Source organism: Ralstonia mannitolilytica, assembly GCF_000954135.1.
In the GTDB taxonomy this organism is placed as follows: domain Bacteria; phylum Pseudomonadota; class Gammaproteobacteria; order Burkholderiales; family Burkholderiaceae; genus Ralstonia; species Ralstonia mannitolilytica.
In genome coordinates this window covers 2,831,811-2,858,734 of record NZ_CP010799.1, presented here as the reverse complement: position 1 = coordinate 2,858,734, position 26,924 = coordinate 2,831,811, and the positions used below count along the sequence as shown (strand labels likewise).

Sequence of the window (26,924 nt, the reverse complement as noted above, 5' to 3'; positions counted from 1 at the left end):
TCGAAGACGGGCTTTTTGTTGGGCGTGCGCCGGCGCGCTTCACTTCAGCATGCGACGGCGCAGCAGCCACAGGCACAGCCACAGCGCGCCCACGGCGTACAGGAGCAGCACCCCCAGATGCACGAGGATGTGGTCGGGCGTGCGGCCGAGCATCAATGGGCGGATCAGTTCGACGGCGTGCGGCAGCGGCAGGACATTCGTGACGGCGCGCACGGGCGCGGGCAACTGCGAGAGCGGAAAGAACACGCCCGAAAGCAGCATCATCGGCGTGATCACAAGCGTCTGGTAGAACATGAAGAAGTCGTAGTTGGGCGCCAGCGCCGTCATGTTCATCGCCAGGCAGGCGAAGGTGAACCCCGTGAGGACGACAACCGGAAGCGCGAGCAGCGCCGCCGGCATCGATGCATAACCGAGTGCGCCCGCCACCAGCATGATCGCCAGGCCAGAGAGGACCGACTTGCTCGCCGCCCAGATCAGCTCGCCGAGCACCACATCGCCGAGCGTGAGGGGCGCGTACAGGATGGCCTCCCACGTGCGCTGGACGTGCATGCGCGAGAACGCCGAATACATCGCCTCGAAGCTGGCCGACATCATCGTGCTCGAGGCCACCGTGCCGGCCGCCAGGAAGGCAATGTACGAGACGCCGTCGACATGCCCGACCAGCAATCCGAGCCCCAGGCCCAGGCCGAACAGATAGATCATCGGATCGGCAAGGTTGCCCGCCATCGACGGGATGGCCAGCTTGCGCCAGACCATGAAGTTGCGCAGCCAGACGGTCTGCCAGTTGCGGAAGTTCAGCGGCAGCAGCGGCTGCGGGTATGCGCTCTGCTGTGCGACGCGGGGAGCGGTTTCGGTCGACATGGGGAAGTTCGTTCGGTCAGGCGTCAATCACGCATTTCGCGGCCGGTCAGGCGCAGGAAGACGTCTTCGAGATTGGCAGGGCGGTGCAGGTAGCGCAGGCCTGGCAGCGTGTGCGTCTCGGCCTGGGTGCGCAGCGCGGCGACTAGCGGTTGCGGATCGCGTGCGTAACAGAAGAGCGTTTCGCCGCTGGTCTCGACACGCTCGGCCAGCGGTGCGAGCAGCGCGCGCAAGGTGTTGAGGTCATCGCCGTAGACCTCCACCACATCGCAGCCGATTTCGCGGGCGATCAGCTCGTGCGGCTTGCCTTGGGCGATCTTGCGGCCGTTGTCGATCACGCAGAGCTCGTCGCACAGGCGCTCGGCTTCTTCCATGAAATGCGTGGTCAACAGGATGGTCTTGCCGGCGGCAAGCAGCGAGCGCAGCCGCTCCCAGATCAGGTGCCGCGCCTGTGGATCGAGCCCCGTGGTGGGCTCGTCCATGACGAGGATGTCCGGATCATTGATGAGCGCGCGTGCCACGGTCAGCCGGCGCTTCATGCCGCCCGACAGCGCCCGCACCGGCGCGTCGGCCTTCTGTTCGAGCCGCGCGAACTCGAGCAGGGCCGGGATGCGTTCGCGGATCACGGCGCCGGACAGCCCGAAGTAGCGTCCAAAAATGCGCAGGTTTTCCGAGACGGAGAAGTCCGGATCCAGGTTGTCGAACTGGGGGACAACGCCCACGCGCATGCGTGCGCGGTGGGCAAACTCCGGGACGCGCTCGTTGCACAGGAGCACGGTGCCCGCGTCGGGCATCGTCATGCCGAGCAGCATGCGCAACGAGGTGGTCTTGCCCGCGCCGTTCGGCCCCAACAGCCCGAAGCACTGGCCGCGCCGGACGCTGAAGCCGAGGTCATCGACGACGGTCTGGTCGCCGTAACGCTTGCGCAAGCCATCAACGCTCAGGATCGGTGTGCTGGCCACGCCAGAACCCGGTTGCTCGTATCGCACGTCGCCTCCGTTGGAAAACGCTGATTATGCGCCGGCCGGTGTCGATGCGTACGCGCAAGCGCACCATGGGATGGGGACTCTCAGGCAACAAAAAGGCCAGGCGGATCGCCTGGCCCCAGTTCGCAGCACACGCTCGAGGGCGCGACGGATGGCGGGTTACTTGGTGGCGGCGTTACCGATCACGCCACCCAGCGCAGCACCGCCCAGTGTGGCGCCTGGACCGCCCCAGATGGCCGCCCCGGCGACACCACCTGCGGCCGCGCCCAGCGCCGTATTGCGCTGCTTTGGCGTCATGTCCGCGCATCCGCTGACGGATGCCATTGCGGCCGCCAGGATCAAGGATACGAAGGCACGCATGACGAACTCCTTCTGTCGTTTGTGTACCTGTATTGCAGGGCACGTTCGGGCGAATGTGCAGCCATCGTTGCCTGAAAACCGTGTCAGCCGATTCCGACGTGGCGAGCACGGCGCCGTGCGCAAGAGTTCCCGGTATGTCAGCGCGCCTTGGCGGGCTTCTCCTGGCGTTCGTACTGGAATTCGGGCATCGACTTGATGGCGTCCTTGGTGGCGCCCGGCAACACGATGCGGCCCTGGTCGTATTTGAACTGGTTCACAGGGATGGCGACGTCATGGCGGCCGAGGCCGACAAAGCCGCCCGCTCCGACCACCGCAAACGACACCGCGTTCTCTGGCGTCACGATCAGGTCGCGCACGCTGCCGACCTTCTCGTTGGCTTCGTTGTAGACCGGCTTGCCGAGCACCTGCCTCTTCACGCTCACGCCCTTGATGACGGCATCCAGTTCAGTGACCGAGACCCCGAGCGTCGCGTGGCCCGCGACTTGCGCAGAGACCTGCGGTGCAGCAGCAACGAACGCGGTAGCGAGCAGGACAGCGGTGAGACGTTTCATCATGACTCCACGGTCGGTTGAAGAACGCCTGTCACTGTATGCCGCTGCGGCTGTCCGACCCAGGCGAAGCGGTCCGAAACCTCTGTAGGACAAACGGGGGATGCCAAAGAAATCGGCATCGCAGGCGGCTACACTGAAACGCCCGGCCCTTGCCGGATGTATGGATCGATCTCACGACGGAGAACCCGACATGATGACTCTGGAGCAACTCGGCATCCTGCAACGATCGCAGCTCGAGGCTTGGATGGCCGTCACAGAAGAGACCTTTGGTGGGGTCAATCGCCTGATCGCGCTGAACCTCCAGGCCTTCAAGGCCGGCTTGGGCGAGACCGAGCAATGCGTGCAGGAGGCCGTGGGTGCGCAGGATGCCGCGCAGTGGTGGAACGCGCAGGCGCGCTATCTCCAGCCGGCCGGAGAACGGGTTTCCGGCTATACCCGCAACGTGGTGGAGATCGGCATGGAGACGCAGAATGGCATCGCCCGCGCGCTGCAGCGTCATGGCGATGAAGTGCGCCGCCAGTGGGGCCATGTCGCAGAGAACCTCGCCGATGCCGTGCCCCCGGGCGCGGAGGCTGCCGTGAAGTTCTTGAAGGCGTCGGTGGGCCTCGAGGTGGCGGCCGCTGAAGCCGCTGAAGGGGCGGCCTCGCAAGCCGCAAGTGACGCTGTCGCCAAGACGGGCGCTGCACCTTAGGCGCCCAACACAGGCGACACCCGTCGGCACTGGGCCGACATCGATTTCGGCACTGTCCTACAAGACGGTGCGGGCGGGTCTGGACAGCCGGCCCGTGCGCCTGTTTCTACACTTCCTACATGTCCATCAACATGTAGGAGGTCATCATGTCCTATCTCGTTGCGTGGCTCTTGGGTGTCCCCGCGGTCGTGTTGCTGTTGATCTGGCTGTTCGTGCATTGACAGCCCGGCTTCCTCAATGCGAACCGGAGGACACATGACTTTCCGAGACGACTGCAAAATCGAAGTATCCGCGTATGAACTCTCGCCCGATGCATGGCGAGCCGAAGTCAGCATCGTGCACATGAGCAGCGGCGAAGTGCTGTTGCCGCGAACCACCGTGCGCGAATCGTCGAACACCTACCCGAGCGCCGGGATCGCGCTGGAGGCAGCGCGGGCCTATGCCGAGGCGATGATCGCCTGCGGGCAGTTCGACTGCAGCCCCGCGCTAGACTGATCGGCAGGGCTGCCCGCAGCGCCCGCGCCGTTACGTTCTGTTACCAAATCGCGGGCGCCGTATCACCTGTGTGCGCGGCCCTGAATAGAATACAGATACCGTATTCCGCGCCGGCTACGGAACTTGCCCGGCGCACCAGCAGCAGGTGATGGAAATGATTCGACGCAATGTGCTGTGGATTGCAGGTGCGGCCGCACTCGCAGTGCTGGCCGTGCCGGGAGTGGCGTCGGCGCACGTGAGCGTCGGCATCGGGTTTGGCGTGCCGGTTGCGCCGGCTCCTGTGTATGTGGCTCCGGCTCCGGTGTACTATCCGCCGCCTCCGCCGGCCTACTACGCGCCGCCGCCCCCGCCGCCTGTGTACTACGCGCCGGCGCCCGTCTATTACGGTCCGGCTCCCGTCGTGGTGGGTGCGGGCTGGTACCGCTGGGGCCCGCACTATCGCTGGTACGACGGGCGCCATTGGGGGCGCTGGCGCTGAACGGCGCGATGATGCAAGGCCAAAGGCTCCTTCGGGAGCCTTTCGTTTTGGCCGTGCGCGATGGCATGGCATCTGCGTGGAGATGGAAGGACGATGCACGATCGTCGCCCCGCGACAAAGCAGCGCGGGGCAGAACCGATGGCGCGTCTGTCCGCTCGATATGGCATCCGCATGAAAACGGTGCGGAAGGTGTGTGCCGGACGCCGGCGCACGGCATGTTTGCAGTACTCGTCGAAGGAGTCTTCATGCAAGTCAACACGCAACGCTTTGCAACCCGTACGCTGCTCGCAGTCGCAAGCGGCCTGGCCATGGCTGCAGGTGCGGCAGTCGCGCACGCTGGCTCGGTCGATCCATACCGGCCCGCACAGAAGGTCAGCCGTGCTGATCCCTACACGGATGGCGCCAAGGTGAACCGCGCAGACCCGTACACCGACGGCGCCAGGGTGGGCGAACGCGACCCGTACACGGAGGGCGCACGGGTGGACCGCCGCGATGCCTTTACGGACGGCGCGTGACGCGTCCTTCTGCAATGCAACATCAGGCCCGGGGCATACCCGGGCTTTTTGTTTGCACATCTGCATTGGCGGTGGCGCGTGTTAACGTCCACCCCAAGGAGGGCTGGCGCACGGCCCATCTGCGACGATACTGAAAGCACACCAGGTATCGGCTCAGTTGCGTCGGAGGCCGCGATCCTGCCGTGGAACCGACGCATGCCGGTGGCATACTTTTGCTTCGCGCGAAGTGTCGCGCATGTGCATTACGACAACCAAGGAGAACGTCATGAAAACCAAGCCCTGCCTGTGCCAGGACGATGTCACGAAGATCCTGGATGCCGCCGAGAAGGAAGCGCGGGCGCATCAATGGGCCGTGACGATCGCAGTGGTGGACGATGGCGGCCATCTCATGGGCTTGCGCCGCATGGACGGCTGTGCGGTCATCTCGTCGTATATCGCGCCGGAGAAGGCCAAGACGGCTGCGCTCGGCCGCCGCGAATCGAAGATCTACGAAGACATCATCAACAACGGCCGCGTATCGTTCCTGTCGGCGCCGCATCTGCAGGGCATGCTAGAGGGCGGGGTGCCGATTCTTGTCGAGGGCGTGTGCGCCGGCGCCGTTGGCGTGTCGGGCGTGAAGTCCGCCGAAGACGTACAGATCGCCAAGGCGGGTATTGCGGCTGTGCACGTGATCTGCTGACGCGCGTCGGCGGCGCATCGAGCGAAGGCAAGAGAGGGCGCGGCGCAGGTCGCGCCCTGTTTGTTTGAGGCAGGGAATCCGGGGCAAAGAACGGCTTGGCTGGCGTCGTCCGGCAGATGGGTCTGGAATCTGCCAACGCGAATTGACGATGGCTGGCTACGGCCGAATGTCTCCTGAGAGAGACGTCCCCACAAAAGTCGTTGCGTGCTACTTGGTCAGGATCAGCTTGCCGAAGCGCGTGACGCGCAGCGTGTACACCGCGCCGTTGTGCTGGATGGCGACGGCGCTCTGGCCGGCAAACAGCTGCTCCGACGTCATGACACGCGTGTCGCCGACGAGGGAAGCCGCCGGTGCGGCCGCCGGCGCTGCGGGTGCCGTGTTGGCGCTGGCTTGGCGCGTGCGGGCCACGATGACGTGGCGACGGCGCGTCACGGTGCGTCCTGCATCCTGGTGTTCAGCGGCGTTCATGGCGGTGTCCTGATGAAAAAGCGTTGGCTGGCAAGGCGCTGCAGTGAATGCGGAGCAGTCTAAATGAGAATCGTTATCATTACAAGTCGAATTCTTACGTGGCTGCTCGCGGCCAGCGCCAAAAAGAAAACCGGGCGTGAAGCCCGGTTCTGCTCAGGTGTGGCCCGGTGCCTCGCGTAGCAGGCGCGTACGCTCATCGGCCAGTTGCGCGCGGTAACGCTCGTAGTGGCGAAGGATGTCGGCGATGATCTCGTTGTCCCGCAGATATTCGATGTCGTAGCCTTCGCGGCCGTCTTCGAAGAACGTCACCGGTTCGTGCACGATCGCGGTTTCCGCCTCGGCCGCCTGCCGCGGTGTGGTCGCCGGCAGCAGCTTGGCAACGACGCGTACGCCGTAGACGAAATCGCGGTGCGATGCGTCCGGAATGACCAGGCGCACGCTGTCTTCCGCTTCGCGCACATGTGCCTCGATGCCGCGGGCGCGCAGTTCATCCACCACGTCGTTCATGGCGGGCCGTACGTGTCCGGCGAGGAAGGCGCGGACGTCGGCCTCGGTGGCGGGGTGGACCATCTGCGCGAGGCGCCGCCGCCAGTGCTGGCCGCTCCAGAACGACGTCGCCGGGCCAAGCTCGCGGGAATAGTGCGCGCGGTCGGCCAACATGCCGCGCCACAGCCCGTAGCACAGCAACACCATGATGATGGCCACGGGCAGCGCGGCCACGAGCGTCATCGCCTGCAATGCCTTGAGCCCGCCGGCCAGCATCAGGATGGCAGCCGTCGCACCCAGCACGGCCGCCCAGAACAACCGTTGCCACACGGGCGAATGCGCGGCACCGCGTGAAGCGATGGTGTCGATCACGAAGGCGCCCGAATCGGCCGACGTGATGAAGAACACCGCAATCAGCACGATGGCCAGCCACGACAGCGCTGTGCTGCCCGGGAAGAAGTCGAAGAAGCGGAAGAGCAGCGCATCGACATTGGTGGCCGTTTGCGCGAGGTTGCCCATGGCCGCATGCGTGTCGAGCCAGATGGCGGTGTTGCCGAAGGCCGTCATCCACAGCAGGTTGAATAGCGTGGGGGCGATGAGCACGCCAATCACGAACTGACGCACCGTGCGCCCGCGCGAGATGCGCGCAATGAACATTCCGACGAACGGCGACCACGACATCCACCACGCCCAGTACTGGATCGTCCAGTTGCCGAACCAATCGCTGGCATTGGGCGGCGTGTACGCGAACGTGCGGAAGGACAGGCTGACCAGGTTCGACAGGTAGTCGCCGACGTTCTCGCTGAAGGCCTGCAGCAGAAACACCGTGGGGCCGGCGATGATGACGAACGCCAGCAGCAGGAACGCCAGCGCGAGGTTGAGTTCGGACAGCCGGCGTACACCGTTGCCGAGCCCCGATGCCGCCGACGCGCCGGCAAGCGCAACGACGCCACAGACCAGCACGACGCGGAACGTATCGGAGTCGGTCTGCCAGCCGCCCACCAGGTGCAGGCCCGCGCCCAGCTGCAACACGCCGTAGCCCAGCGTCGTCGCAATGCCGGCGACGGTGCCGATGAGCGCGAACGCATCCACGCCATGGCCGAGCGCACCGTTGATGCGCTCGCGCAAGAGCGGATACAGCCCGGAGCGCATCGTCAGCGGCAGGTTGTAGCGGAAAGCGAAGTACGCCAGTGCCAGGCCCATCACGCCGTAAATCGCCCAGGCGTGAAAGCCCCAGTGGAAGAACGTGGTGAGCATGGCCTCGCGTGCGGCGAGTGCGGTCTGCGGGTTCGCGCTCGGCGGCTGCAGGTAGTGCTGCATCGGCTCGCCGACGCCGAAGTACATCAGGCCGATGCCCATGCCCGCTGCAAAGAGCATGGCCGTCCAGGAGACGAAGCTGAATTCGGGTTCGGCCTCATCGGGGCCCAGGCGGATATCGCCGAAGCGGCTCGCCGCCACGATGACGAGAAAGGCCAGAAAGCCCGTGACGGCCAGCGTGTAGAACCAGTCGAAGCGTCCGGTCACCCACCGTTGTGCGGTGCCGAACACGACGTCGGCCAGTTCGGGGCGAACGGCGCAGAGCACGAGCAGCAGCACCAGGGCAGCGAGGGCCGGCACGACAACTTGGGGGACGAGGGTGATACGTGGGGAGGTGGCGGGGGATTCTGAAGCGTGGGACATGCGTGCGTTGAACGATCCTGTCGACGAACTGAGGAGGGGTCACAAGTACAGCCCGCATCGTGTTGTTGCAAATATGCGGGCCCTGAAATGACGAACCCCCGTGCGGGGACGGGGGTTCTGTCGCATGCGGTGCGGCTATGCGAGCGCAATCAGTTGCGCTGCGGCTCCGTCACGAAGCCGATGCGCGCGAGGCCGCCTCGCTGGATGGAGGCCATCACCTGGGCGACGCGCTCGTAGCGCACGTTGCGGTCGGCGCGCAGGTGCATCTCGGGCTGCGGCTGCTGCTGCGCGGCTTTTTCAATGTCAGCCTGCAGCGTGGCCTCGTCGACCGGCTGGTTGTTCCAGAACACCTGGCCCTGCGCGTCGATCTCGACATTCACGCTTTGCGGCTTGGCATCGTCGGGTTTGTTGGACGCGCGCGGCAGGTCGATCTTGACCGCGTGGTTGATCACGGGAATGGTGATGATGAAGATGATCAGCAGCACCAGCATGACGTCGACCAGCGGCGTCATGTTGATCTCGCTCATCACCTCGTCATCGCTGTCGAAGGATCCGAAGGCCATGATGACTCCTTACTGCTGCTTGACCGCGGCCAGCCGCACGCTGGCGTCGTCGCGCGAAGCGCCCGGACGCAGGCGCGCGCCGGTCACGAAATACGCGTGCAGGTCGTGCGCAAAGCGGTTCAGCTTGGCGATGATCGCCTTGTTGCCGCGCGTGAGCGCGTTGTAGCCGAGCACCGCAGGAATCGCCACCGCCAGGCCGAACGCCGTCATGATCAGCGATTCGCCCACGGGGCCGGCCACCTTGTCGATGGTCGGCACGCCTACGGCGCCAATGCCGAGCAGCGCGTGATAGATGCCCCACACCGTGCCGAACAGGCCGACGAACGGCGCGGTCGAGCCCACCGACGCGAGCACCGCCAGGCCCGACTGCATCTGGCCGACCGATTCGTCGATGGCGCTCTTGAGCGAACGCGTGATCCAGTCGGAGATGTCCATCACGTCGTGCAACTGCGGCTGGCTGGCGCGGTGGTGCTGAGCGGCTTCGCGGCCCGTCTGCGCAAGCACGTAGAACGGGTTGTCCTTGGGCGAGCCCAGCGTCTGCATGGCGTGGTCGAAGTCGTCGGAGTGCCAGAAGCGCTTTTCAGCGCCCTGCGCCATCGACTTCAGGCGCACGATGTCCCACGCCTTGGTGAGGATGACGATCCACGAGGCGAGCGACATGAGCAGCAGCAGAATCGCCGTGGCGCGGGTGACGACGTCGCCTTGTGTCCAGAGGTGGGAGAGACCGAGTTCCTGCATGATGAATGTCCTGAATGAGCGAAAGGCAGATCCGGTGGGATCGGATTAGTTGTCGAGCTTGAAGACAAACGGCTTGTTGGCGACCACGGTCATGGCGCGGCCGTTCTGCTTGTACGGGCTGCAGCGCAGGTTGCGCGCGGCATCCAGTGCGGCGCGGTCCAGGCGCGGCGAGCCGCTGGACGTGATGACGGCCGTATTGGTGACCACGCCGTCCGGCCCAATGGTGACCTTGACCACCGCGCGGCCTTCCTCACCCATCTTCTGCGACATGGTGGGGTAGGTCAGCGGCGGATCGTTGCACTGGATGTCGTTGATCCCGACGCTGATGGGGCCGGCGGGGGCCGGGGCTGGCGCCGGTGCCGCTTCCGCGGGCGGCGGCGGAGGCGCGGGCGGTGCGGCGGGGACAACGGGCGCGTTGTCCGATGGCGGCAGCGTGGGCGCTGGCGTGGGAGCGGGCTTGGGCCGCGCCACGGGCTTGACGATGTTCACCGGCTTCGGAGGCGTCGGCTTGGCCGGCTCGGGCTTGGGCGGCTCCGGCGCGCGCACCGGCTGCGGCGGCGTGGCCGGGATGAGGTTGACCTGCAGCTCCGGCGGTTCTTCCTTGTGCGGCGGCGGCTGGATCAGGCCGAGCTGAATCAGCATCAGCACGCCCGCGTGCAGCAACAGCACGACCACCAGAATCTTGAGAGTACGAGGGTGAATCATCAACGACCGGGAATCGAAAGCAGAAAAAGGGGTGCGATGCGACGGTGGCGGGATGGACGCCGAAAACGGCCAGCAACGTCAGCGCTTGCCGAAGACGATCAGTGAAACCCCAATGCTGATGAGCAGACTCAGGAGCAGTTCCATGGCGCCTTGCGTTGAGCCGGCGGGATCGCCGTCGGCATGACAGGCATTTTAGGCCTACAAGTTGCAACAGTGTTGCGATAAGTGGCAACGTTCTGTTCAAACGCAATCGCAACGACAGGCGAGAGTATAAACGATAATGATTCCTATTTGAGATCATTTCCTCGCCGCCCGTGGGGTGAGGCGCACATCCAGACGGCTGATAGCCCGGTGGCGCGCACGCAGGCGGTGCGGCCCGGATGGCGCCGCGGGCTCGCAACTTGCAAACACAGGGGTCGATCCGGGCTCCGCCGTGTGCGCAAACGCGCTAGGATGAAACCCATCCAAACACGGTGGCGAACCGGCCAACCGTGACCGACGCAAACGGGGAAGAAGGGGGCGACCATGGACGAAGCCAACCTCAGCATGGACGACGCCGATGACGACGGCACGTTCGTCCCCACGGGCGGGCGGCAGCCGTCGCTGCTGTCGTCGCTCGATTCCATGTGCGCGCAATTTGCGCTGCGCACCGTCTGCGCGATGGGGTTGCGGTTCAACCTGCGCACGAACATCAACGACATCCTGACCGTCTGTGCACCGGAGCTGATCTGGCCGGTGACGGTCATCCACCGCCTGCAGCGCTTCCTGGCGGCCCGCTGCGCCGACATGCCAGGCTGGCGGGCCGTCGGCAAGCTGGATCTGCCCACCTTCATGGATCGCCACGGCCAGTGGAGCAGCGCCTTCGACGAAAGCTCGCTGTTCTACTACCTCGATGAATACGTCAAGCACCACGCGAAGGACATGTTCACGGTCTTCGGCGCCTCCTGCCAGGCGCTGGGCGAGCGGCTGGCCGGCGAGCGCGTGCTGCTGGTCGGCAACATCGACATGCTGGCGCGCGTGCTCGGCCTGCCGCCGCATGAGCGCGCGCTGCTGCTGTTCGCCTCGCTGGTGAAATACAAGCGCGATCTGCGTGCGGTGATGGTCGACTGCAAGGTCGCGCACAGCCAGGAAGCCTTCCAGTTGCTGGCCAGCCTTGCCGGGGCGAGTACGGCGGAAGTGGCGGCGTCGTTGCGGCCGGGGTCACGGCTCGAGACGCTTGGTCTGATCGAGCCGCCGCTGCCGGAGAACAGCGTCACCGATCTGGGCGACCTGATGCGCATCTCCGACCGCCTGCTGCATGTGCTGCTGGGCGATTACGCCAGCGAGGCGGAGATGATGGCCGTCTTTACGCGCCCCGCGCCGCCGACCACGCTGTCGCAAGCCGATTACCCGCATGTCGAGACCGATGCGCGCTACCTGACCGCATTGCTCGAGAACGCCTCGCGACAGCGCGCGACTGGCGTGAACATCCTGCTCTACGGCGCGCCCGGCACCGGCAAGACCGAGCTTGCGCGCGTGCTCGCGCGTGATGCCGGCTGCGACCTGTACGAGGTGGATTGTCTGGACAAGGACGGCAACAGCCTCACCGGGAAAGACCGCTATCGCTCCCTGCAGGTGTCGCAGGCGTTCCTGCGCGGGCGGCCCGGCGCGGTGCTGCTGTTTGACGAAGTGGAAGACGTGTTTCCCGGCCCCACGCGCGAGCTGATGAGCCTGTTTGGCCACGAAGAGCCGCGCGGCTCGGTCAACGGCAAGGCGTGGGTCAACCAGACACTCGAGCAGAACCCCGTGCCGGTGATCTGGGTATCGAATTCCATCCGGCAGATCGACCCGGCGTATCTGCGCCGCTTCCAGTTCCACCTGGAGCTGAAGGTGCCGCCGCCGACCGTGCGCGAGAGCATTATCCGCAAGCATCTGGAAGGGCTCGATGTGTCGGATGCGTTCATGGCGAAACTGGCCGCGCGCAAGACGCTCACGCCCGCGCAGATTGATTCCGCCGCGCGTTTTGCGCGCCTGACGCAGCCGGCCATGGAGGAATCCGCAGAATCGCTGATCCTGCGCCAGCTTGATCACGCCGACCAGGCCATGGGGCTGCGGCCGGACGTGCAGGCGCATCGCGTCGTCACCGAATACAAGCTGGACTATCTGAACCTGGAGACGCGCTTTTCGGTCGAGCGCATCATTGACGCGCTGCGGGCGCGCAAGCGCGGCACGCTGTGCTTCTACGGGCCGCCCGGCACCGGCAAGACGGTGCTGGCCGAACACATTGCCGGCGAGCTCGATGTGCCGCTGATGATCAAGCGCGCGTCCGACCTGATGAGCAAGTACGTGGGCGAGACCGAGCAGCAGATTGCGGCAATGTTCGCCCGGGCGGAAGAAGAGCGCGCGCTGCTGCTGCTGGACGAGGCCGACAGCTTCATGCAGAGCCGCCAGGCCGCCGTGCGCAACTACGAGGTCTCCGAGGTCAACGAGATGCTGCAGGGCATGGAGCGCTTTGACGGCATCTTCATCTGCACGACCAACCTGTTCGATCGCATCGATGAAGCGGCGCTGCGGCGCTTTGCCTTCAAGATCCGCTTCAAGCCGCTGATGCGGCAGCAGCGTGAGCAGATGTTCATTGCCGAAGCGCTGGGAGGAAAGGCCGAGGCGCTCAAGCCGGTGTGGCGCGAGATTCTTGCCTCGCTCGACATGCTCACGCCCGGTGATTTTGCGGTGGTGAAGCAGCAATCGGTGCTGCTCGGCGAGGCGCTGGAGCCGGAGGCCTTCCTCGCACAGCTGCGCCAGGAGCACTCCATCAAGCCCGAGCTGCGCGAACGCCGGTCGATCGGCTTCACGCAGCGCTGATCAATCGACGATAAACAGCTTCGCGCCGATCTTCGTGGACGACCGGTGCGCCTCGGCATCGTCGCCGACCTGGTAACTCATGCCGGGTCTGAGGGTGAACTTGCGGCCGTCCTGCAGCGTGGTTTCCAGCTCCCCCTCCAGGCAGAACAGGACGTGCCCCTTCTTGCACCAGTGGTCGGCCAGGTAGCCCGGTGTGTATTCCACCATGCGCACGCGAATCCGGTTGCGTTCGTCGCCAAAGTCGCGCGTGCGCCAGATGGCGAGACCGGTTTCTCCGCGATGTTCGGTCGGTTCGACGGTAGACCAGTCCGTCGTGCCAAAGGGGAAGGGGGCCATTTTCATCGCAATGTTCCGGTGTGTGACGAGAGGCCTTGATGGTAGCAGTGGCTCGAGTGCTCATCACGTCTCAATCGAGGTGATCTACGCGCGGCTTCTGGGCACGCCCCGACGGCATTGCGCGGCCGTCAATAATGGGGACGCCGGCCCGCCATTCCAATGTTGATGCGGCGTTGCAGCACGCCGCCGATGACCGCCCGGCAATGTATGCAGAAAATGCATGGTGCTATGCAACATCGACATAACGATGGCCATGCGCTTCTCTAATATCGTCGCTTTTTACAAAGCGTGACGAACGTGGGCCGCCTTGAACGCTTGGCCGCGCCATGAGATCCGCGTCCTGCGCGCAGCCTGTGCGGCCCGCGCCATCCTTGGAGAAAGTCTTGAACACCAAACGTCTGACCTCGCACATCGGGGTCGCCATGCTGCTGGGCATCGCCGTGGGCTGGGGCTGCCACGAATACGCCAAGGACGCCGCGGCGGCCAAGGACATCGCTTCGTACTTCAGCATCATCACCGACATCTTCCTGCGCATGATCAAGATGATCATTGCGCCGCTGGTGTTTTCGACGCTGGTGACTGGGCTGGCGAGCATGAGCGGCGGCAACGCGGTCGGCCGCGTGGGCCTGCGCGCGATGATCTGGTTTGTGTGCGCCTCGGCGACCTCGCTGGCGCTGGGCATGGTGCTGGTCAACTTCTTCCAGCCCGGCGTGCACATGAACTTGCCGCTGCCGGAGGTGACTGCCACGTCGGGCCTGAAGACCGGCGACTTCACGCTCAAGGCCTTCATCACCCACGTGTTCCCGCGCAGTATCGTGGAGGCCATGGCCACCAACGAGATCCTGCAGATCCTGGTGTTCTCACTGTTCTTCGGCGCTGCGCTCTCGACGATGAAGAACCCGATGGAAACCGTGATCGGCCGCGGCCTGGAAGAGCTGACCAAGCTGATGTTCCGCATTACCGACTACGTGATGCGGTTTGCACCGCTGGGCGTGTTTGCCGCCATGGCCGCTGCCATCACGGTGGAAGGCGTGGGCGTGCTGTGGACGTACGGCAAGCTGATCGGCGAGTTCTACCTGGGCCTGGCGCTGCTGTGGGCGATCCTGTTCTTCGTCGGCTATGTGCTGCTGGGCCGTTCGCTCGGGCGCCTGCTGGGGCTGATTCGCGAGCCGACCATGCTGGCGTTTGCCACGGCGAGCAGCGAATCGGCGTATCCGAAGACGATGGAAGCGCTGGAGAAGTTTGGCGTGCCCAAGCGCGTGGCCAGCTTCGTGCTGCCGCTGGGCTACTCGTTCAACCTCGATGGCTCGATGATGTATCAGGCGTTCGCGGTGCTGTTCATCGCTCAGGCGTACAACATCCAGATGAGCTTTACGCAGCAGGTCACGCTGCTGCTCGTGCTGATGCTCACGAGCAAGGGCATGGCCGGCGTGGCGCGCGCCTCACTGGTGGTGGTGGCGGCCACGCTGCCGATGTTCCATCTGCCGGAAGCCGGTCTGCTGCTGATCATCGGCATCGACCAGTTCTTCGACATGGGCCGCACGGCCACCAACGTGATCGGCAACAGCCTGGCCACGGCCGTGGTGGCGAAGTACGAACCGGCTGAAGAAGAAGGCGAGGGCGAAGTCGCCGCGCAGCCGAAACTCGGCTAAGGCCCAAAGTAAAAACGCCACCTACCCAGGTGGCGTTTTTTTATTCAGCTTGCGAAGCGAGGGAGGTCGCTGCAGGGGTGAGCGGCGCATCGCCAATGTCGACGCGCTGCGCCATGGGCGCCTCTCCCAGCAATGCAGCCACCATGGCTTGCAGCGGAAGCACGTCGCCGGTGCTCATGAAGCGCGGCGAAGCAGCCTGGCCTGACGCGTGCAAGCCCGCCGCCGCCAGCGTGCGGCCGAGATGGCGCGCGACGGCATGTCCTGTGTCGATCAATGTCAGCCGGTCGCCCGCAATCTCGCGGATGGCATCTTCCAGGAATGGGTAGTGAGTGCAGCCGAGCACCAGCGTGTCGGCATTCGCATCGAGCATCGGTTGCAGATAAGCCTGCAGCAGCTCGAGCACGGCCGGCGAATGGGTATCGCCGCGTTCAATCAGCGGGACGAGGCCGTAGCCGGGTTGGCTCAGCACTTGGCAATCGCCGGAGGCAGCGGCCAGCAGGCGTGCAAATTTCTCGCTGCGCAGGGTGCTTTCAGTCGCCAGAACGCCGACCACACGGCTCTTCGACGTGGCAACCGCCGGCTTCAAGCCCGGCTCGACGCCGATCACCGGCACCGCGAGTTTTTCGCGCAGCACGTGCACGGCCTGCGCCGTGGCGGTGTTGCAGGCGATCACCAGTGCCTTGCAGCCTTGATCGACGAGCCATTCGCACACACGCAGCGTGCGATCGGCAATGTATTCGGGTGATTTTTCCCCGTACGGGGCATGGCGGGAATCCGCCAGGTAGAGAAGCGATTCGGCCGGCAGTTCGGCGCGAATCGCGCGCAGGACGGAGAGCCCTCCGAGGCCGGAATCAAAGACTCCGACCGGTGCCTGCGCGCGTGTGGTCATGTTGCAGCGATCAGGCTGCGGCGACGGGGATCTTGCCGATCTTCGCCTGCCATTCCGCCGGGCCGGTCTTGTGGACCGACGTGCCGGAGCTGTCCACGGCCACAGTGACCGGCATGTCCTTCACGTCGAACTCGTAGATGGCTTCCATGCCGAGGTCTTCAAACGCCAGCACCTTGGCGGCGCGGATGGCCTTCGACACGAGGTAGGCCGCGCCGCCCACGGCCATCAGGTAGGCCGACTTGTGCTTCTGGATGGCCTCGATGGCCGCCGGGCCGCGCTCGGCCTTGCCCACCATGGCGATCAGGCCCGTCTGGGCGAGCATCGTCTCGGTGAACTTGTCCATGCGTGTGGCCGTGGTCGGGCCTGCCGGGCCGACGACTTCATCGCGCACGGGGTCGACCGGGCCGACGTAGTAGATCACGCGGTTGGTGAAGTCGATCGGCAGCTTCTCGCCCTTGGCGAGCATGTCGGCGATGCGCTTGTGCGCGGCGTCGCGGCCGGTCAGCATCTTGCCGTTGAGCAGCAGCGTCTGGCCCGGCTTCCACGAGGCGACTTCTTCCGGCGTGAGCGTGTTCAGGTCGACGCGCTTGGACGTTTCCGTGTTGGGCGCCCACTCGACCTTCGGCCATTGCGACAGGTCCGGCGCTTCCAGCTTGGCGACGCCGCTGCCGTCCAGCGTGAAGTGCGCGTGACGCGTGGCGGCGCAGTTCGGGATCATCGCCACGGGCAGGTTGGCTGCGTGGGTCGGGTAGTCGAGGATCTTCACGTCCAGCACGGTGGCCAGGCCGCCCAGGCCCTGCGCGCCGATGCCCAGCGCGTTGACCTTCTCGTACAGCTCGATGCGCAGTTCTTCCACGCGGTTGCGCGGGCCGCGGGCGATCAGGTCCTGGATGTCGATCGGCTCCATCAGCGCTTCCTTGGCCAGCAGCATGGCCTTTTCAGCCGTGCCGCCAATGCCGATGCCCAGCATGCCCGGCGGGCACCAGCCGGCGCCCATGGTCGGCACGGTCTTGAGCACCCAGTCGACGATCGAGTCGGACGGATTCAGCATCACGAACTTCGACTTGGCTTCGGAGCCGCCGCCCTTGGCTGCGACGATCACGTCCACCGTGTCGCCCGGCACGATCGACATGTTGATCACGGCCGGGGTGTTGTCCTTCGTGTTGGTGCGCTTGCCGGCCGGATCGGCCAGCACGCTTGCGCGCAGCTTGTTGTCGACGTCGTTGTACGCACGGCGCACGCCTTCGTTGACCATGTCTTCCAGGCTCATCGTGGCGCCGTCCCAGCGCACGTTCATGCCGACCTTCAGGAACACGGTGACGATGCCGGTGTCCTGGCAGATCGGGCGCTTGCCTTCGGCGCACATGCGGCTGTTGGTCAGGATCTGCGCGATGGCATCCTTGGCCGCCGGGCTCTGCTCCTGCTCATAGGCGCGGCCCAGAGCAGTGATGTAGTCCATCGGGTGGTAATAGCTGATGTACTGCAGCGCGTCGGCAACGCTCTGGATGAGGTCTTCTTGACGAATGACGGTCATGGTGGGGGACCAACGTATAGGAATGAAAAGCCGGTGCGGCAGCGCAGTGGTCGGTGGCCGTCACTGCCTGCCTGTGACCTGGACGGCGGGCGCCGCAGGCTCAGAACAGCCTGAGATCATACACCCAATGTCGGGCACGGATTGTCCGAGCGCGTTCGTCGGAATCGCCGCGCCGACAAGGGCGCGGCGTCAATGTGCGTCGGCAGCCTCGCCGTGCGGATGCGCGTGCGAAACGATGCGGTCCACCCAGGCCATCACCAGCGCAGAGACCAGGAACGCCACGTGAATCACGACCTGCCACAGGATCGTGTGGGTGTCCTTCTGGGGTGCATCGATGAAGGTCTTGAGCAGGTGGATCGACGAGATGCTGATCAGCGCCATCGACAGCTTGACCTTCAGCACGCCGGCGTTCACGTGGTCGAGCCACTCCGGTTCATCCTCATGGCCCTCGATGCCGAGCTTGGACACGAAGATGTCGTACCCGCCGATGATCACCATGATCAGCAGGTTGGAGATCATCACCACGTCGATCAGCCCCAGCACGGCGAGCATGATCTTGGTTTCGTCGAGCTCGTTCATGTGCGAGACCAGGTGCCAAACCTCGATCACGAACAGATAGACGTAGGCCGCCTGGGCAACGATCAGCCCCAGGTACAGCGGCAGTTGCAGCCAGCGGGAGAAGAAGATCAGGCGCGGGATCGGGCGCAGCGGAGCAATGGGCGACTTCATGAGGCAAGCGGGCAGTTGGACGAAAAACCGCGCGATTGTAGCGTTTCGCGATGGCGAAATCGCTTACACGGCAACGCTCGCGATGTGCTTCACTCGCGGTCGAGCGACGGATCGAGCGGATCCAGCGGATCGACCACCCGCCGCCGCACCGGGCGGCGCGGCCGTGCCGGCCAGCTTGCGATCAGGATGCCCGCCACCACGCATGCCAGCGCCACACCGTGCGCCCAGCCCGGGGTTTCGCCCAGCGCGACGATGCCGTACGTGGCCGCCGCAATCGGCAGCACGGAGGTGAACACGCCGGCCAGGTGCGCCGGCACGTGGCGGATGCCCTTCATCCACAGCCAGAACGAGAAGATGCTGGCCGACAGCGCATACCAGAGCACCAGCCCCCAGATCGGCAGCGGCACACTCGACGCGTCGAACGTCAGCAGCGGCACCAGCCCGAGCGGCAGCATCAGCAGGCCGCCGATCAAGTGCGTGTACGCGCAGATCTCGATGGCGGGCAACGTTTGCGTCAGGCGGCGCGACAGGATCACGTAGATGGACTCGCACAGCACCGCACCCATCACCAGCGCATTGCCCAGCAGCGCCTGCGTGGCATCGGCCGGCGCGGCGGCGGACGATTCGCCGCCACGATAGGCGTTCAGGATCGCCACGCCGGCCACCGCCAGCACCACCGAAACGAACGTCCGCCGCGATGGCCGCTCGCGCAGCACCAGCCACGACAGCAGCGCCACCGTGGCCGGAATCGTGCTGGTGATGATGCCCGCGGCCAGCGCCGACGTGAGCTTCACCCCGTTGAGCATCAGGAGCGTAAAGCCGAACGTGCCGAAGAACGCCTGCAGGAAGAGGTTCGTCCACTCACCGCGCGTGACGCGCCGCATGCGCGACGGCCTGTACCACGGCGCCATGCAGACAATGGCGATCAGGAATCGCAGCAACGCAAACAGCATGACCGGCATGACGGCGACGATCGATTTTCCGAAGCCGACGTTGCTGCCGACCAATGCCATGGCAGCGATGAGAAAAAGGGCGTGAATGGGCACGATGGTGGTTCGGTGGAAACCGGCACGGGACGCGGCTTTCGGGCCGGCCATGTTGCGTTGCGGTGGGTGCCGTAACGCGGGGTGACGCATTATAGTAATGGCCTTCACATCGGTTTGCGCCGCGCAAATGCGTAAGGCTGGAGTCAGGTCCGGCGCTTAGATTCGCCGCAAAACGATTACAGACATCGCTATCAGGAGACATCATGGCTGGCATTGAATCTGTCCTGCAGGAAACGCGCGTGTTCAACCCGCCCGAGTCCTTTGTCAAACAGGCCAACATCGCCGGCATGGATGCATACCGTGCCCTGTGCGCCGAGGCCGAGCGCGACTACGAAGGCTTCTGGGCGCGCCTGGCGCACGAGCACCTGCTGTGGCACAAGCCCTTCACCAAGGTGCTGGATGAATCCAACGCACCGTTCTACAAGTGGTTTGAAGACGGCGAGCTCAACGCCTCGTACAACTGCCTCGAGCGCAACCTGGAAAACGGCAACGCCGACAAGGTCGCCATCATTTTCGAAAGCGACGACGCCAAGGTCACGCGCATCACGTATCGCGAGCTGCACGCGCGCGTCTGTCGCTTCGCCAACGGCCTCAAGGCCCTGGGCATCAAGAAGGGCGACCGCGTGGTGATCTACATGCCGATGTCGGTGGAGGGCATCGTCGCCATGCAGGCGTGCGCGCGCATCGGGGCGACGCACTCGGTCGTGTTCGGCGGGTTTTCGGCCAAGTCGCTGCAGGAGCGCATCGTCGACGTGGGCGCCGTGGCCCTCATCACGGCCGATGAGCAGATGCGCGGCGGCAAGGCGCTGCCGCTCAAGGCCATCGCCGACGAAGCCCTGGCCATGGAAGGCACTGAGGCCGTCAAGCACGTGATCGTCTATCGCCGCACCAACGGCAACGTGAACTGGGTCGAAGGGCGCGACCGCGCGATGGATGAAGTCGAGGCGGGCCAGCCCGACACGTGCGAAGTGACGCCCGTGGGCGCCGAGCATCCGCTCTTCATCCTCTACACCTCCGGCTCGACCGGCAAGCCGAAGGGCGTGCAGCACAGCACGGGCGGCTACCTGCTGTGGGCGCTGCTGACCATGCAGTGGACGTTCGACCTCAAGCCGGACGACATCTTCTGGTGCACCGCCGACATCGGCTGGGTCACGGGCCACACCTACATCACCTACGGCCCGCTGGCAGCCGGCGCCACGCAGGTCGTGTTCGAAGGCGTGCCGACGTATCCGAACGCCGGCCGCTTCTGGGACATGATCCAGCGCCACAAGGTCAACACGTTCTACACCGCGCCGACGGCGATCCGCTCGCTCATCAAGGCCGCCGAGGCCGACGAGACGATCCACCCGAAGCAGTACGACCTCTCCAGCCTGCGCCTGCTGGGCACCGTGGGCGAGCCGATCAACCCCGAAGCCTGGATGTGGTACCACACGAACGTCGGCGGCGGCCGCTGCCCGATCGTCGATACGTTCTGGCAGACCGAGACCGGCGGCCACATGATCACGCCGCTGCCGGGCGCCACGCCGCTGGTGCCGGGCTCGTGCACGCTGCCGCTGCCCGGCATCTTGGCGGCCATCGTTGATGAAACCGGCGGCGACGTGCCGAACGGGCAGGGTGGCATCCTCGTCGTCAAGCGTCCGTGGCCTTCAATGATCCGCACCATCTGGGGCGACCCGGAGCGCTTCAAGAAGAGCTACTTCCCGGAAGAGCTGGGCGGCAAGCTGTATCTGGCCGGCGATGGTTCGATCCGCGACAAGGACACCGGCTATTTCACCATCATGGGCCGCATCGACGACGTGCTGAACGTCTCGGGCCACCGCATGGGCACGATGGAGATCGAATCGGCGCTCGTGGCGAACCCGCTGGTGGCGGAGGCCGCCGTGGTCGGCCGCCCCGACGACATGACCGGTGAAGCCATCTGCGCGTTCGTGGTGCTCAAGCGCTCGCGCCCCGCCGGCGACGAGGCCAAGCAGATCGCCACCGAACTGCGCAACTGGGTGGGCAAGGAGATCGGCCCGATCGCCAAGCCGAAGGACATCCGCTTTGGCGACAACCTGCCCAAGACGCGTTCGGGCAAGATCATGCGCCGACTGCTGCGCTCGCTGGCCAAGGGCGAGGACATCACGCAGGACACGTCCACGCTGGAGAATCCGGCCATCCTCGACCAGCTCAAGGAAGCCCGCTAACCCGCAGCGCGGCCCCGATCTTGGCCAGCGACTCGCAGCACGACAGCCGCTTTCGCAAGCGGCTGTTTCTGTATTACGGGCTCTACACCGTAGGGTTGCTCGTCTTCATCCTGATGATGGCGGCGATCGAACACGCGCGGGGACCCGGCGTGTGGCTCGGCTATGTGTTCCTGTTCGTCACGATTGCCATCTATGCGTGCATCGGGCTGATCTGCCGCACGGCAGACCTCACCGAATACTACGTGGCGGGCCGACGCGTGCCCGCCTTCTTCAACGGCATGGCCACCGCGGCGGACTGGATGAGCGCCGCGTCGTTCATCGGCCTGGCCGGCATCGTCTTTGCCTCCGGCTATGAGGGGCTCGCCTATGTGATGGGGTGGACGGGCGGTTATTGCCTCGTTGCCTTCCTGCTGGCGCCGTACCTGCGCAAGTTTGGCGGCTACACGGTCCCCGATTTCCTCGCCACGCGCTACGGCAACGGCGAGCGCGGCGGCAGCCCGGTGGTGCGCGGCATTGCGGTACTGGGCGCGACGCTGTGTTCGTTCGTCTACCTCGTCGCGCAGATCCAGGGGGTCGGGCTGGTCGTCACGCGCTTCATCGGTGTGGAGTTTTCGGTGGGCGTATTCTTCGGGCTGGCGGGCATCCTGGTGTGCTCGTTCCTGGGTGGCATGCGCGCGGTCACGTGGACCCAGGTGGCGCAGTACATCATCATGATCGTGTCGTTCCTGGGCGTGGTCGCGCTGATGGGCTGGCACCAGCATCACGACCCGGTGCCGCAGCTTTCCACCGGCCGCCTGTTGCAGCAGATCGACAAGGAAGAGCGCCGCATCGTCCACGACGCCGCCGAGCAGGGCGTGCGGGAGCACTTCCTGGGCGAGGCCCAGGCGCTGCAAGACCGCATCGCTGCATTGCCGCAGTCGTTCGACGACACCCGTGAAGCGTTGAACGCAGAATTGAAGCTTGCCCGCGAGCGTAACGCCCCGCTGCGCGAGATCAAGGCGCTCGAACGCGAGCGCGAGGCATTCCCCGCAGATGCCGCGGCCGCCGCGATCCTGTGGAATCAGCAGCGTGAAGAGGCGTTGGCACGCAGCCGCGTCCCGCCGCCATCGACGGAGCCGTTTCCATCGGCGTCGGAAGCCGAGCGCGGGACACAGCGATTGAACTTCGTGCTGCTGGTGTTCTGCCTGATGGTGGGAACGGCGAGCCTGCCGCACATACTCACGCGCTTTCACACCACACCGTCGGTGCGCGAGACGCGCAACTCGGTCGGGTGGACGCTGTTCTTCATCGTGCTGCTGTACATCTCTGCGCCTGCGCTGGCGGCGCTGGTGAAGCTCGACCTGCTGCAGCATCTGGTGGGGGCGTCGTTCGGCGATCTGCCGCAGTGGGTCGTGCCTTGGCGCAAGGTCGATCCGCCTGTCTTCGCGTTGCGCGACATCAATGGCGACGGCATCGTGCAGTGGGCCGAGGTGATGATGCAGCCGGACATGGTCGTGCTGGCCGCGCCGGAAATCGCGGGGCTGCCGTATGTGCTGTCGGGCCTGATTGCCGCAGGCGCGCTGGCGGCCGCGCTGTCCACCGCGGACGGCCTCCTGCTGACGATTGCGAATGCGCTGTCGCACGATGTGTACTTCCACATGATCGACAACACCGCCAGCCACCAGAGGCGCGTGACCGGCGCGAAAGTCGTGCTCCTGGGCGTGGCATTGCTCGCCGCCTACGTGACGTCGCTCAAGCCGGGCAACATTCTCTTTCTGGTGGGTGCCGCGTTCTCGCTGGCCGCTTCGTGCTTCTTTCCGGTGCTCGTGCTGGGTGTGTTCTGGAAGCGCACGAATCGGGCCGGCGCGATTGCCGGCATGCTCACCGGCCTGGCCGTGAGCGTGTACTACATCTTCGTCAACTACCCGTTCTTTACGCGCATGACCGGCATCCTCGGCCACCCGTGGTTCGGTGTGGACCCGATCGCCTCGGGTGCGTTTGGGGTGCCCGCCGGCTTTGCCGCCGCCATCGTCGTGAGCCTGCTGACGCGGCCGAACCGGCCGGTGGTCGACAAGCTGGTGGGCTATCTGCGCGATCCGCTGTAGACGCAGCCGCAACGGCCCGCCGCCTGTCAGCGCGGGCCGCATGACGACGAGCGCTGCGCCGTGCCGCCTCAGGCGACGCGGAAGAACGATACCGCCGCGCTGAGTTCCTGCCCTTGGTCCTGCAGCGACTGCGAAGCGGCGGCCGCTTCCTCCACGAGCGCGGCGTTGCGCTGCGTCACTTCATCCATCTGCGAGATGGCCTGGTTGACCTGCTCGATGCCTCGCCGCTGCTCCAGCGAGGCCGCGGCGATCTCTTCCATGATGTGCGTGACCCGTGCCACGGCCTGCGTGACCTCCGACATCGTCGCGCCAGCCTCGCACGCCAGCGTGGAGCCGTCCTGAATGCGTTCCACCGACGAGGCGATCAGTTCCTTGATCTCCTTGGCCGCCGTTGACGAACGCTGCGCCAGGCTGCGCACTTCGCTGGCGACGACCGCAAAGCCTCGGCCTTGCTCGCCTGCGCGTGCGGCCTCCACGGCGGCGTTCAACGCGAGGATGTTCGTCTGAAATGCAATGCCTTCGATGATGCCGGTGATGTCGGCAATCTTGCTCGAGCGCTCGCTGATGTCCTGCATGGTCGATACGACTTGGCCAACGACCGTGCTGCCCTTGAGTGCCACTTCCGACGCGGTGGAAGCGAGCGCGGTGGCGTGCTGCGCATTCTCGGCGTTCTGCTTCACGGTGGACGTCAGCTCTTCCATGCTGGCCGCCGTTTCCTGCAGCGACGACGCCTGCGCTTCCGTGCGCTGGCTCAGGTCGGCGTTGCCGGCGGCAATCTGTTTGGCGGCGCCCGCGACGCTGCTGCTGCTGTCGCGCACCTTGTCGACGATCTCGGTCAGGCGGCCGTTCATGTCGCGCAGGGCGGAAAGCAGGTGGCTTGTCTCATCCTTGCCGCGCACGTCGATGCGGCTGCTCAGGTCACCGCGCGCCACCGTCCGGGCGACATCCACCGCCGTGCGGATCGGCTGCGTGATCGACCGCGTGATGACCAGGCCGGCAATCACGGCCAGCAGCACCGCGCCGATCGACAGGCCGGTCAGTAGATTGCGCTGGGCGACGTACTGCGCCTCATACGCCTGCACGAGCTGCTCCTGACGTTCGTGCGTGTAGGTGGCATACGCGTCGGTGGTCTTGATGAGCGCAGCCAGCAGCGGGCGGCATTCGTTGTCCATCTTCTGGACGGCCTCATCGCGTTTGCCGGCCAGCACCAACCCGAGGATGTCGGTGGCCACGGGGCCGTACTGCGCTTCCACGCGATTGATGTCTTGTACCAGCGAGCGCCCGCGGTCGGTCGCGTCCTTGGCGCTCGCGATCATGTCGTTGAGTTGCTTGAGCTTGTTCTTCACGTCGTCGTGCGCGCGCAGGACTTCTGCCTTTTCCAGGTCCAGGTCTTGTTGCGTCACCACGAGAACCAGGTTGCGCGCGGCAATGGCGCGGCGGTCGACCGCCGTACGCACGTCGTTGGCGACATCTGCGCGGGCGCTGATGCCGTGCACATAGCTCGAGAATCCTTCGGTCGACTCGGACAGCGCCCGCAACGACATGCCCGATACCACGACAACAATGGCTGCCAGCACGCCAAAGCCCGTGGTGAGCTTGGCCTTGATGGTCATCTGGGAAAGGTTCACAGCGTCCTCCGGCTTGCTGAATGAATGGAGATGCGGTCGCGCACCGGAGCGGCTCGAAAAGGACGGTCGACGACCACGTTTGTTATATCCAAGGTGTTGCGCACTTGAGGAAGATGCAGGTTATGTCATGGTGAGACCGAATCGTCTTTGTCCGACTTTTCGGTCTACCCGGGGTTATCGGCATTCAAAAGAAAATCCTGAATAGCTTTCTCATGCGCGTTTTTGCTTAATGCATGTGAGGGGATTGTGTTGCCGGTGAAACCTTGTGTGGCAAGGGCTGGGCTTGCCGTCATTCCGAATCGTGCGATGGATTATGCGGCTTGGGCGGCGCCAACGTTTTCCTACCGTATTTAGGTTATCTAATGTCAGTTATCCTGGTTTTTGTCCACATCACTTGTTGTGCGTAGTTTTACGTATGGATTTAGCCCACTAGGTAATTGGGTGGTGTCGGGTGTGTAAAGAAAACGGCCCGCCGAAGCGGGCCGTGTGATTGCCAGAAGCGGCTTTTGCTACAGCGCGGTGGCGGGCACCACGGGCAGAACCACCTGGGAGGGGCGGGCCGCATCGCTATAGACGGTCAGCACGCCGATCAACGAGTCGAGCAGCGTAGGCAGCGGCGGCACGCCTTGCGGGAGGTTGCTTGCGCCCACCGCTACGCGCAGCTTGTGGCCTTTGACGATGAGGGCGCTGGTCGGAACACCTCTACCGGCACCATGACGGCCTGGCCCGGCACGATCGGCTGGACGGAGCCGGTCGTGAACGGATGCCATGGCTGGATCATCAGGCCGTTCGTCGTGCGTGAACGGCTGCCGTCCACCGCGCGCAACGAAGCCGTCTGGAGCCCATCGGTGTGCGGCGTAACGTTGCCAGCGGCGTCCACGTCGTCAATGCGTACCGAGACGCCGGCGTCCAGCGCGGTGCTCGATATCCATACATCCGCTTCGGGGAAAGTGCCGGTCGCGGCTTTGCCGGATGCGTCGGCGGGCAGCGTCACGTATGCCGCCAGCTTTGTGCCGTCGGGCATCGTGATGTACTGCGTGGCTTGCTTGGCAACGCCTGCGTAGAGCGCGGGCGGATTGTAGTCGGCCCACTTGGCGCCGGCGTTGCCGGTGATGGACGTTCCTGGTTGCGCCGGCGTGGCGCGCGTGCCAAGCGTGGTCCAGTTGACAGCGGCAGGCTGTGCCGGCTGCGTGGGCTGTGTTGGTTGCGTGGTGGTGTTTGAATCGGCGGGTGTGCTGTTGGCGACGGCGGAACCGTCACCGCCGCCGCAGCCCGACAGCGAAAGCGCCGCGCACAGCAGCGCGGAGATCAGCATACGGCCGTGCCGCACGCGTGGGTTGCCCATCTGCATGGGGGTCTCCTCTTGAATGCTCTTGTTGTGTTTGTGTGGGGGGATGGCCGGCGCGCCGAGGGTGGCGGCACGCGGCCGATCGCTCCGGGTAGGGAAGCGAAGCAAGCGAGTAGGCCGACGCAGAAGAGGGGTGGGTGACACGACCGACCGCGCGCCAGCGGGCTTGGGCGCACGGGACAAGTACCAAGCATGCCTGTGGACGCGTTCCCCGCAGATGGCGTGGTGCCACCGTGCGAGGCGCGTGATTGGGTTGTGGAACGCCCGAGCGTTACGTAACGTTCCGCGTAACGAGCCGGCCGGCGGGGCCGTGTTCAGATGAGCATTCCGCACCCCACCAACGTAGGGGTGCTGTCCGCCAACCCGCGTCAGGAGGGCACTTCAAACAGATCAAAACG

General features: G+C 65.1%; 26 protein-coding genes. 9 read left to right on the top strand and 17 right to left on the bottom strand.

Features of this window, described 5'->3' with window-relative positions:
* Window positions 1-39 precede the first annotated feature (39 nt).
* From TK49_RS13510 to TK49_RS13495, 4 genes are all read right to left on the bottom strand, one after another.
* Complete coding sequence (locus TK49_RS13510) at window positions 40-861, bottom strand: ABC transporter permease (RefSeq protein ID WP_045787163.1); 822 nt, start codon at window positions 859-861, stop codon at window positions 40-42.
* Window positions 862-884: 23 nt separating this feature from the next.
* Complete coding sequence (gene nodI / locus TK49_RS13505; protein WP_045787162.1) at window positions 885-1,847, bottom strand: nodulation factor ABC transporter ATP-binding protein NodI; 963 nt, start codon at window positions 1,845-1,847, stop codon at window positions 885-887.
* A 156-nt stretch (window positions 1,848-2,003) separates the two neighbouring features.
* Window positions 2,004-2,204 (bottom strand): glycine zipper 2TM domain-containing protein, encoded by a 201-nt coding sequence (locus TK49_RS13500; protein ID WP_045787161.1) that lies wholly within the window; start codon window positions 2,202-2,204, stop codon window positions 2,004-2,006.
* Between the two features lie 137 nt (window positions 2,205-2,341).
* Window positions 2,342-2,755 carry a PRC-barrel domain-containing protein gene (locus TK49_RS13495; RefSeq protein WP_045787160.1) on the bottom strand — a complete coding sequence of 138 codons (414 nt, stop codon included), beginning with the start codon at window positions 2,753-2,755 and terminating at the stop codon, window positions 2,342-2,344.
* 190 nt (window positions 2,756-2,945) lie between these two features.
* On the opposite strand from TK49_RS13495, the gene TK49_RS13490 reads away from it, so the two are divergent.
* From TK49_RS13490 to TK49_RS13470, 5 genes are all read left to right on the top strand, one after another.
* Window positions 2,946-3,446 (top strand): phasin family protein, encoded by a 501-nt coding sequence (locus TK49_RS13490; protein ID WP_045787159.1) that lies wholly within the window; start codon window positions 2,946-2,948, stop codon window positions 3,444-3,446.
* A 255-nt stretch (window positions 3,447-3,701) separates the two neighbouring features.
* Window positions 3,702-3,941 carry a hypothetical protein gene (locus tag TK49_RS13485; RefSeq protein ID WP_045787158.1) on the top strand — a complete coding sequence of 80 codons (240 nt, stop codon included), beginning with the start codon at window positions 3,702-3,704 and terminating at the stop codon, window positions 3,939-3,941.
* Window positions 3,942-4,089: 148 nt separating this feature from the next.
* Window positions 4,090-4,419 (top strand): hypothetical protein, encoded by a 330-nt coding sequence (locus TK49_RS13480; RefSeq protein WP_045787157.1) that lies wholly within the window; start codon window positions 4,090-4,092, stop codon window positions 4,417-4,419.
* 245 nt (window positions 4,420-4,664) lie between these two features.
* A complete protein-coding gene (locus TK49_RS13475) occupies window positions 4,665-4,934 on the top strand; it encodes a hypothetical protein (RefSeq protein ID WP_045787156.1) in 270 nt (89 codons plus the stop codon).
* A 265-nt stretch (window positions 4,935-5,199) separates the two neighbouring features.
* Window positions 5,200-5,613 (top strand): GlcG/HbpS family heme-binding protein, encoded by a 414-nt coding sequence (locus TK49_RS13470; RefSeq protein WP_045787155.1) that lies wholly within the window; start codon window positions 5,200-5,202, stop codon window positions 5,611-5,613.
* Window positions 5,614-5,820: 207 nt separating this feature from the next.
* Here the strand turns inward: TK49_RS13470 and hemP are convergent, their stop codons facing one another.
* The 5 genes from hemP to TK49_RS13445 form a co-directional block, all read right to left on the bottom strand.
* Window positions 5,821-6,081, bottom strand: a complete 261-nt coding sequence (gene hemP, locus TK49_RS13465; protein ID WP_045787154.1) for a hemin uptake protein HemP — start codon at window positions 6,079-6,081, stop codon at window positions 5,821-5,823.
* Window positions 6,082-6,234: 153 nt separating this feature from the next.
* On the bottom strand, window positions 6,235-8,247 hold the full coding sequence (locus TK49_RS13460; RefSeq protein ID WP_045787153.1) for a BCCT family transporter: 2,013 nt from the start codon (window positions 8,245-8,247) through the stop codon (window positions 6,235-6,237).
* Window positions 8,248-8,396: 149 nt separating this feature from the next.
* Window positions 8,397-8,810 carry an ExbD/TolR family protein gene (locus TK49_RS13455; RefSeq protein ID WP_045787152.1) on the bottom strand — a complete coding sequence of 138 codons (414 nt, stop codon included), beginning with the start codon at window positions 8,808-8,810 and terminating at the stop codon, window positions 8,397-8,399.
* Between the two features lie 9 nt (window positions 8,811-8,819).
* Complete coding sequence (locus TK49_RS13450) at window positions 8,820-9,548, bottom strand: MotA/TolQ/ExbB proton channel family protein (RefSeq protein ID WP_045787151.1); 729 nt, start codon at window positions 9,546-9,548, stop codon at window positions 8,820-8,822.
* Window positions 9,549-9,593: 45 nt separating this feature from the next.
* The gene (locus TK49_RS13445; protein WP_045787150.1) at window positions 9,594-10,253 is read right to left on the bottom strand and encodes an energy transducer TonB; all 660 of its coding nucleotides are present in this window, start codon (window positions 10,251-10,253) and stop codon (window positions 9,594-9,596) included.
* Window positions 10,254-10,778: 525 nt separating this feature from the next.
* Between TK49_RS13445 and TK49_RS13440 the strand changes: the two genes are divergently transcribed.
* Window positions 10,779-13,094, top strand: a complete 2,316-nt coding sequence (locus tag TK49_RS13440) for an AAA family ATPase (RefSeq protein ID WP_045787149.1) — start codon at window positions 10,779-10,781, stop codon at window positions 13,092-13,094.
* On the opposite strand, the gene TK49_RS13435 is transcribed toward TK49_RS13440, so the two are convergent.
* A complete protein-coding gene (locus tag TK49_RS13435) occupies window positions 13,095-13,436 on the bottom strand; it encodes a DHCW motif cupin fold protein (RefSeq protein WP_045787148.1) in 342 nt (113 codons plus the stop codon).
* A gap of 377 nt (window positions 13,437-13,813) precedes the next feature.
* Here TK49_RS13435 and TK49_RS13430 point away from each other — a divergent pair, with 377 nt between their 5' ends.
* Entirely contained in the window at window positions 13,814-15,082 is a 1,269-nt protein-coding gene (locus tag TK49_RS13430) for a dicarboxylate/amino acid:cation symporter (RefSeq protein ID WP_045787147.1), read from the top strand.
* Between the two features lie 40 nt (window positions 15,083-15,122).
* On the opposite strand, the gene murI is transcribed toward TK49_RS13430, so the two are convergent.
* The 4 genes from murI to TK49_RS13410 all read right to left on the bottom strand — a co-directional run bounded on the left by murI (window position 15,123) and on the right by TK49_RS13410 (window position 19,280).
* The gene (gene murI / locus TK49_RS13425) at window positions 15,123-15,971 is read right to left on the bottom strand and encodes a glutamate racemase (RefSeq protein ID WP_045787146.1); all 849 of its coding nucleotides are present in this window, start codon (window positions 15,969-15,971) and stop codon (window positions 15,123-15,125) included.
* A gap of 10 nt (window positions 15,972-15,981) precedes the next feature.
* The gene (locus TK49_RS13420) at window positions 15,982-17,505 is read right to left on the bottom strand and encodes a fumarate hydratase (protein WP_045787145.1); all 1,524 of its coding nucleotides are present in this window, start codon (window positions 17,503-17,505) and stop codon (window positions 15,982-15,984) included.
* A gap of 189 nt (window positions 17,506-17,694) precedes the next feature.
* Window positions 17,695-18,234, bottom strand: coding sequence for a TIGR00645 family protein (locus tag TK49_RS13415; RefSeq protein ID WP_045787144.1), 540 nt, complete (start codon window positions 18,232-18,234; stop codon window positions 17,695-17,697).
* Between the two features lie 89 nt (window positions 18,235-18,323).
* Entirely contained in the window at window positions 18,324-19,280 is a 957-nt protein-coding gene (locus TK49_RS13410) for a DMT family transporter (protein ID WP_099050676.1), read from the bottom strand.
* Between the two features lie 203 nt (window positions 19,281-19,483).
* On the opposite strand from TK49_RS13410, the gene acs reads away from it, so the two are divergent.
* A complete protein-coding gene (gene acs / locus TK49_RS13405) occupies window positions 19,484-21,466 on the top strand; it encodes an acetate--CoA ligase (RefSeq protein WP_045787143.1) in 1,983 nt (660 codons plus the stop codon).
* Between the two features lie 20 nt (window positions 21,467-21,486).
* Window positions 21,487-23,550: a sodium:solute symporter family protein gene (locus tag TK49_RS13400; protein ID WP_394372227.1), complete on the top strand. Its 2,064-nt coding sequence runs from the start codon at window positions 21,487-21,489 to the stop codon at window positions 23,548-23,550.
* 68 nt (window positions 23,551-23,618) lie between these two features.
* Here TK49_RS13400 and TK49_RS13395 read toward each other — a convergent pair whose 3' ends face one another.
* From TK49_RS13395 to TK49_RS13390, 3 genes are all read right to left on the bottom strand, one after another.
* Window positions 23,619-25,163, bottom strand: coding sequence for a methyl-accepting chemotaxis protein (locus TK49_RS13395; protein ID WP_045787142.1), 1,545 nt, complete (start codon window positions 25,161-25,163; stop codon window positions 23,619-23,621).
* A 524-nt stretch (window positions 25,164-25,687) separates the two neighbouring features.
* Window positions 25,688-25,828: a hypothetical protein gene (locus tag TK49_RS24975; RefSeq protein ID WP_240479883.1), complete on the bottom strand. Its 141-nt coding sequence runs from the start codon at window positions 25,826-25,828 to the stop codon at window positions 25,688-25,690.
* Window positions 25,829-25,830: 2 nt separating this feature from the next.
* Entirely contained in the window at window positions 25,831-26,529 is a 699-nt protein-coding gene (locus tag TK49_RS13390) for a CocE/NonD family hydrolase C-terminal non-catalytic domain-containing protein (RefSeq protein WP_045787141.1), read from the bottom strand.
* Window positions 26,530-26,924 lie beyond the last annotated feature (395 nt).

Coding starts and splice junctions, on each gene's coding strand:
- TK49_RS13445 (WP_045787150.1), bottom strand. CDS start 10,253: ATGATTCACCCTCGTACTCTCAAGATTCTGGTGGTCGTGCTGTTGCTG.
- TK49_RS13495 (WP_045787160.1), bottom strand. CDS start 2,755: ATGAAACGTCTCACCGCTGTCCTGCTCGCTACCGCGTTCGTTGCTGCT.
- acs (WP_045787143.1), top strand. CDS start 19,484: ATGGCTGGCATTGAATCTGTCCTGCAGGAAACGCGCGTGTTCAACCCG.
- TK49_RS13490 (WP_045787159.1), top strand. CDS start 2,946: ATGATGACTCTGGAGCAACTCGGCATCCTGCAACGATCGCAGCTCGAG.
- TK49_RS13390 (WP_045787141.1), bottom strand. CDS start 26,529: ATGCAGATGGGCAACCCACGCGTGCGGCACGGCCGTATGCTGATCTCC.
- murI (WP_045787146.1), bottom strand. CDS start 15,971: ATGACCACACGCGCGCAGGCACCGGTCGGAGTCTTTGATTCCGGCCTC.
- TK49_RS13500 (WP_045787161.1), bottom strand. CDS start 2,204: ATGCGTGCCTTCGTATCCTTGATCCTGGCGGCCGCAATGGCATCCGTC.
- TK49_RS13415 (WP_045787144.1), bottom strand. CDS start 18,234: ATGAAGTCGCCCATTGCTCCGCTGCGCCCGATCCCGCGCCTGATCTTC.
- hemP (WP_045787154.1), bottom strand. CDS start 6,081: ATGAACGCCGCTGAACACCAGGATGCAGGACGCACCGTGACGCGCCGT.
- TK49_RS13455 (WP_045787152.1), bottom strand. CDS start 8,810: ATGGCCTTCGGATCCTTCGACAGCGATGACGAGGTGATGAGCGAGATC.
- TK49_RS13470 (WP_045787155.1), top strand. CDS start 5,200: ATGAAAACCAAGCCCTGCCTGTGCCAGGACGATGTCACGAAGATCCTG.
- TK49_RS13450 (WP_045787151.1), bottom strand. CDS start 9,548: ATGCAGGAACTCGGTCTCTCCCACCTCTGGACACAAGGCGACGTCGTC.
- TK49_RS13460 (WP_045787153.1), bottom strand. CDS start 8,247: ATGTCCCACGCTTCAGAATCCCCCGCCACCTCCCCACGTATCACCCTC.
- TK49_RS13480 (WP_045787157.1), top strand. CDS start 4,090: ATGGAAATGATTCGACGCAATGTGCTGTGGATTGCAGGTGCGGCCGCA.
- TK49_RS13395 (WP_045787142.1), bottom strand. CDS start 25,163: ATGACCATCAAGGCCAAGCTCACCACGGGCTTTGGCGTGCTGGCAGCC.
- TK49_RS13440 (WP_045787149.1), top strand. CDS start 10,779: ATGGACGAAGCCAACCTCAGCATGGACGACGCCGATGACGACGGCACG.
- TK49_RS13510 (WP_045787163.1), bottom strand. CDS start 861: ATGTCGACCGAAACCGCTCCCCGCGTCGCACAGCAGAGCGCATACCCG.
- TK49_RS13435 (WP_045787148.1), bottom strand. CDS start 13,436: ATGAAAATGGCCCCCTTCCCCTTTGGCACGACGGACTGGTCTACCGTC.
- TK49_RS13420 (WP_045787145.1), bottom strand. CDS start 17,505: ATGACCGTCATTCGTCAAGAAGACCTCATCCAGAGCGTTGCCGACGCG.
- TK49_RS13475 (WP_045787156.1), top strand. CDS start 4,665: ATGCAAGTCAACACGCAACGCTTTGCAACCCGTACGCTGCTCGCAGTC.
- TK49_RS13485 (WP_045787158.1), top strand. CDS start 3,702: ATGACTTTCCGAGACGACTGCAAAATCGAAGTATCCGCGTATGAACTC.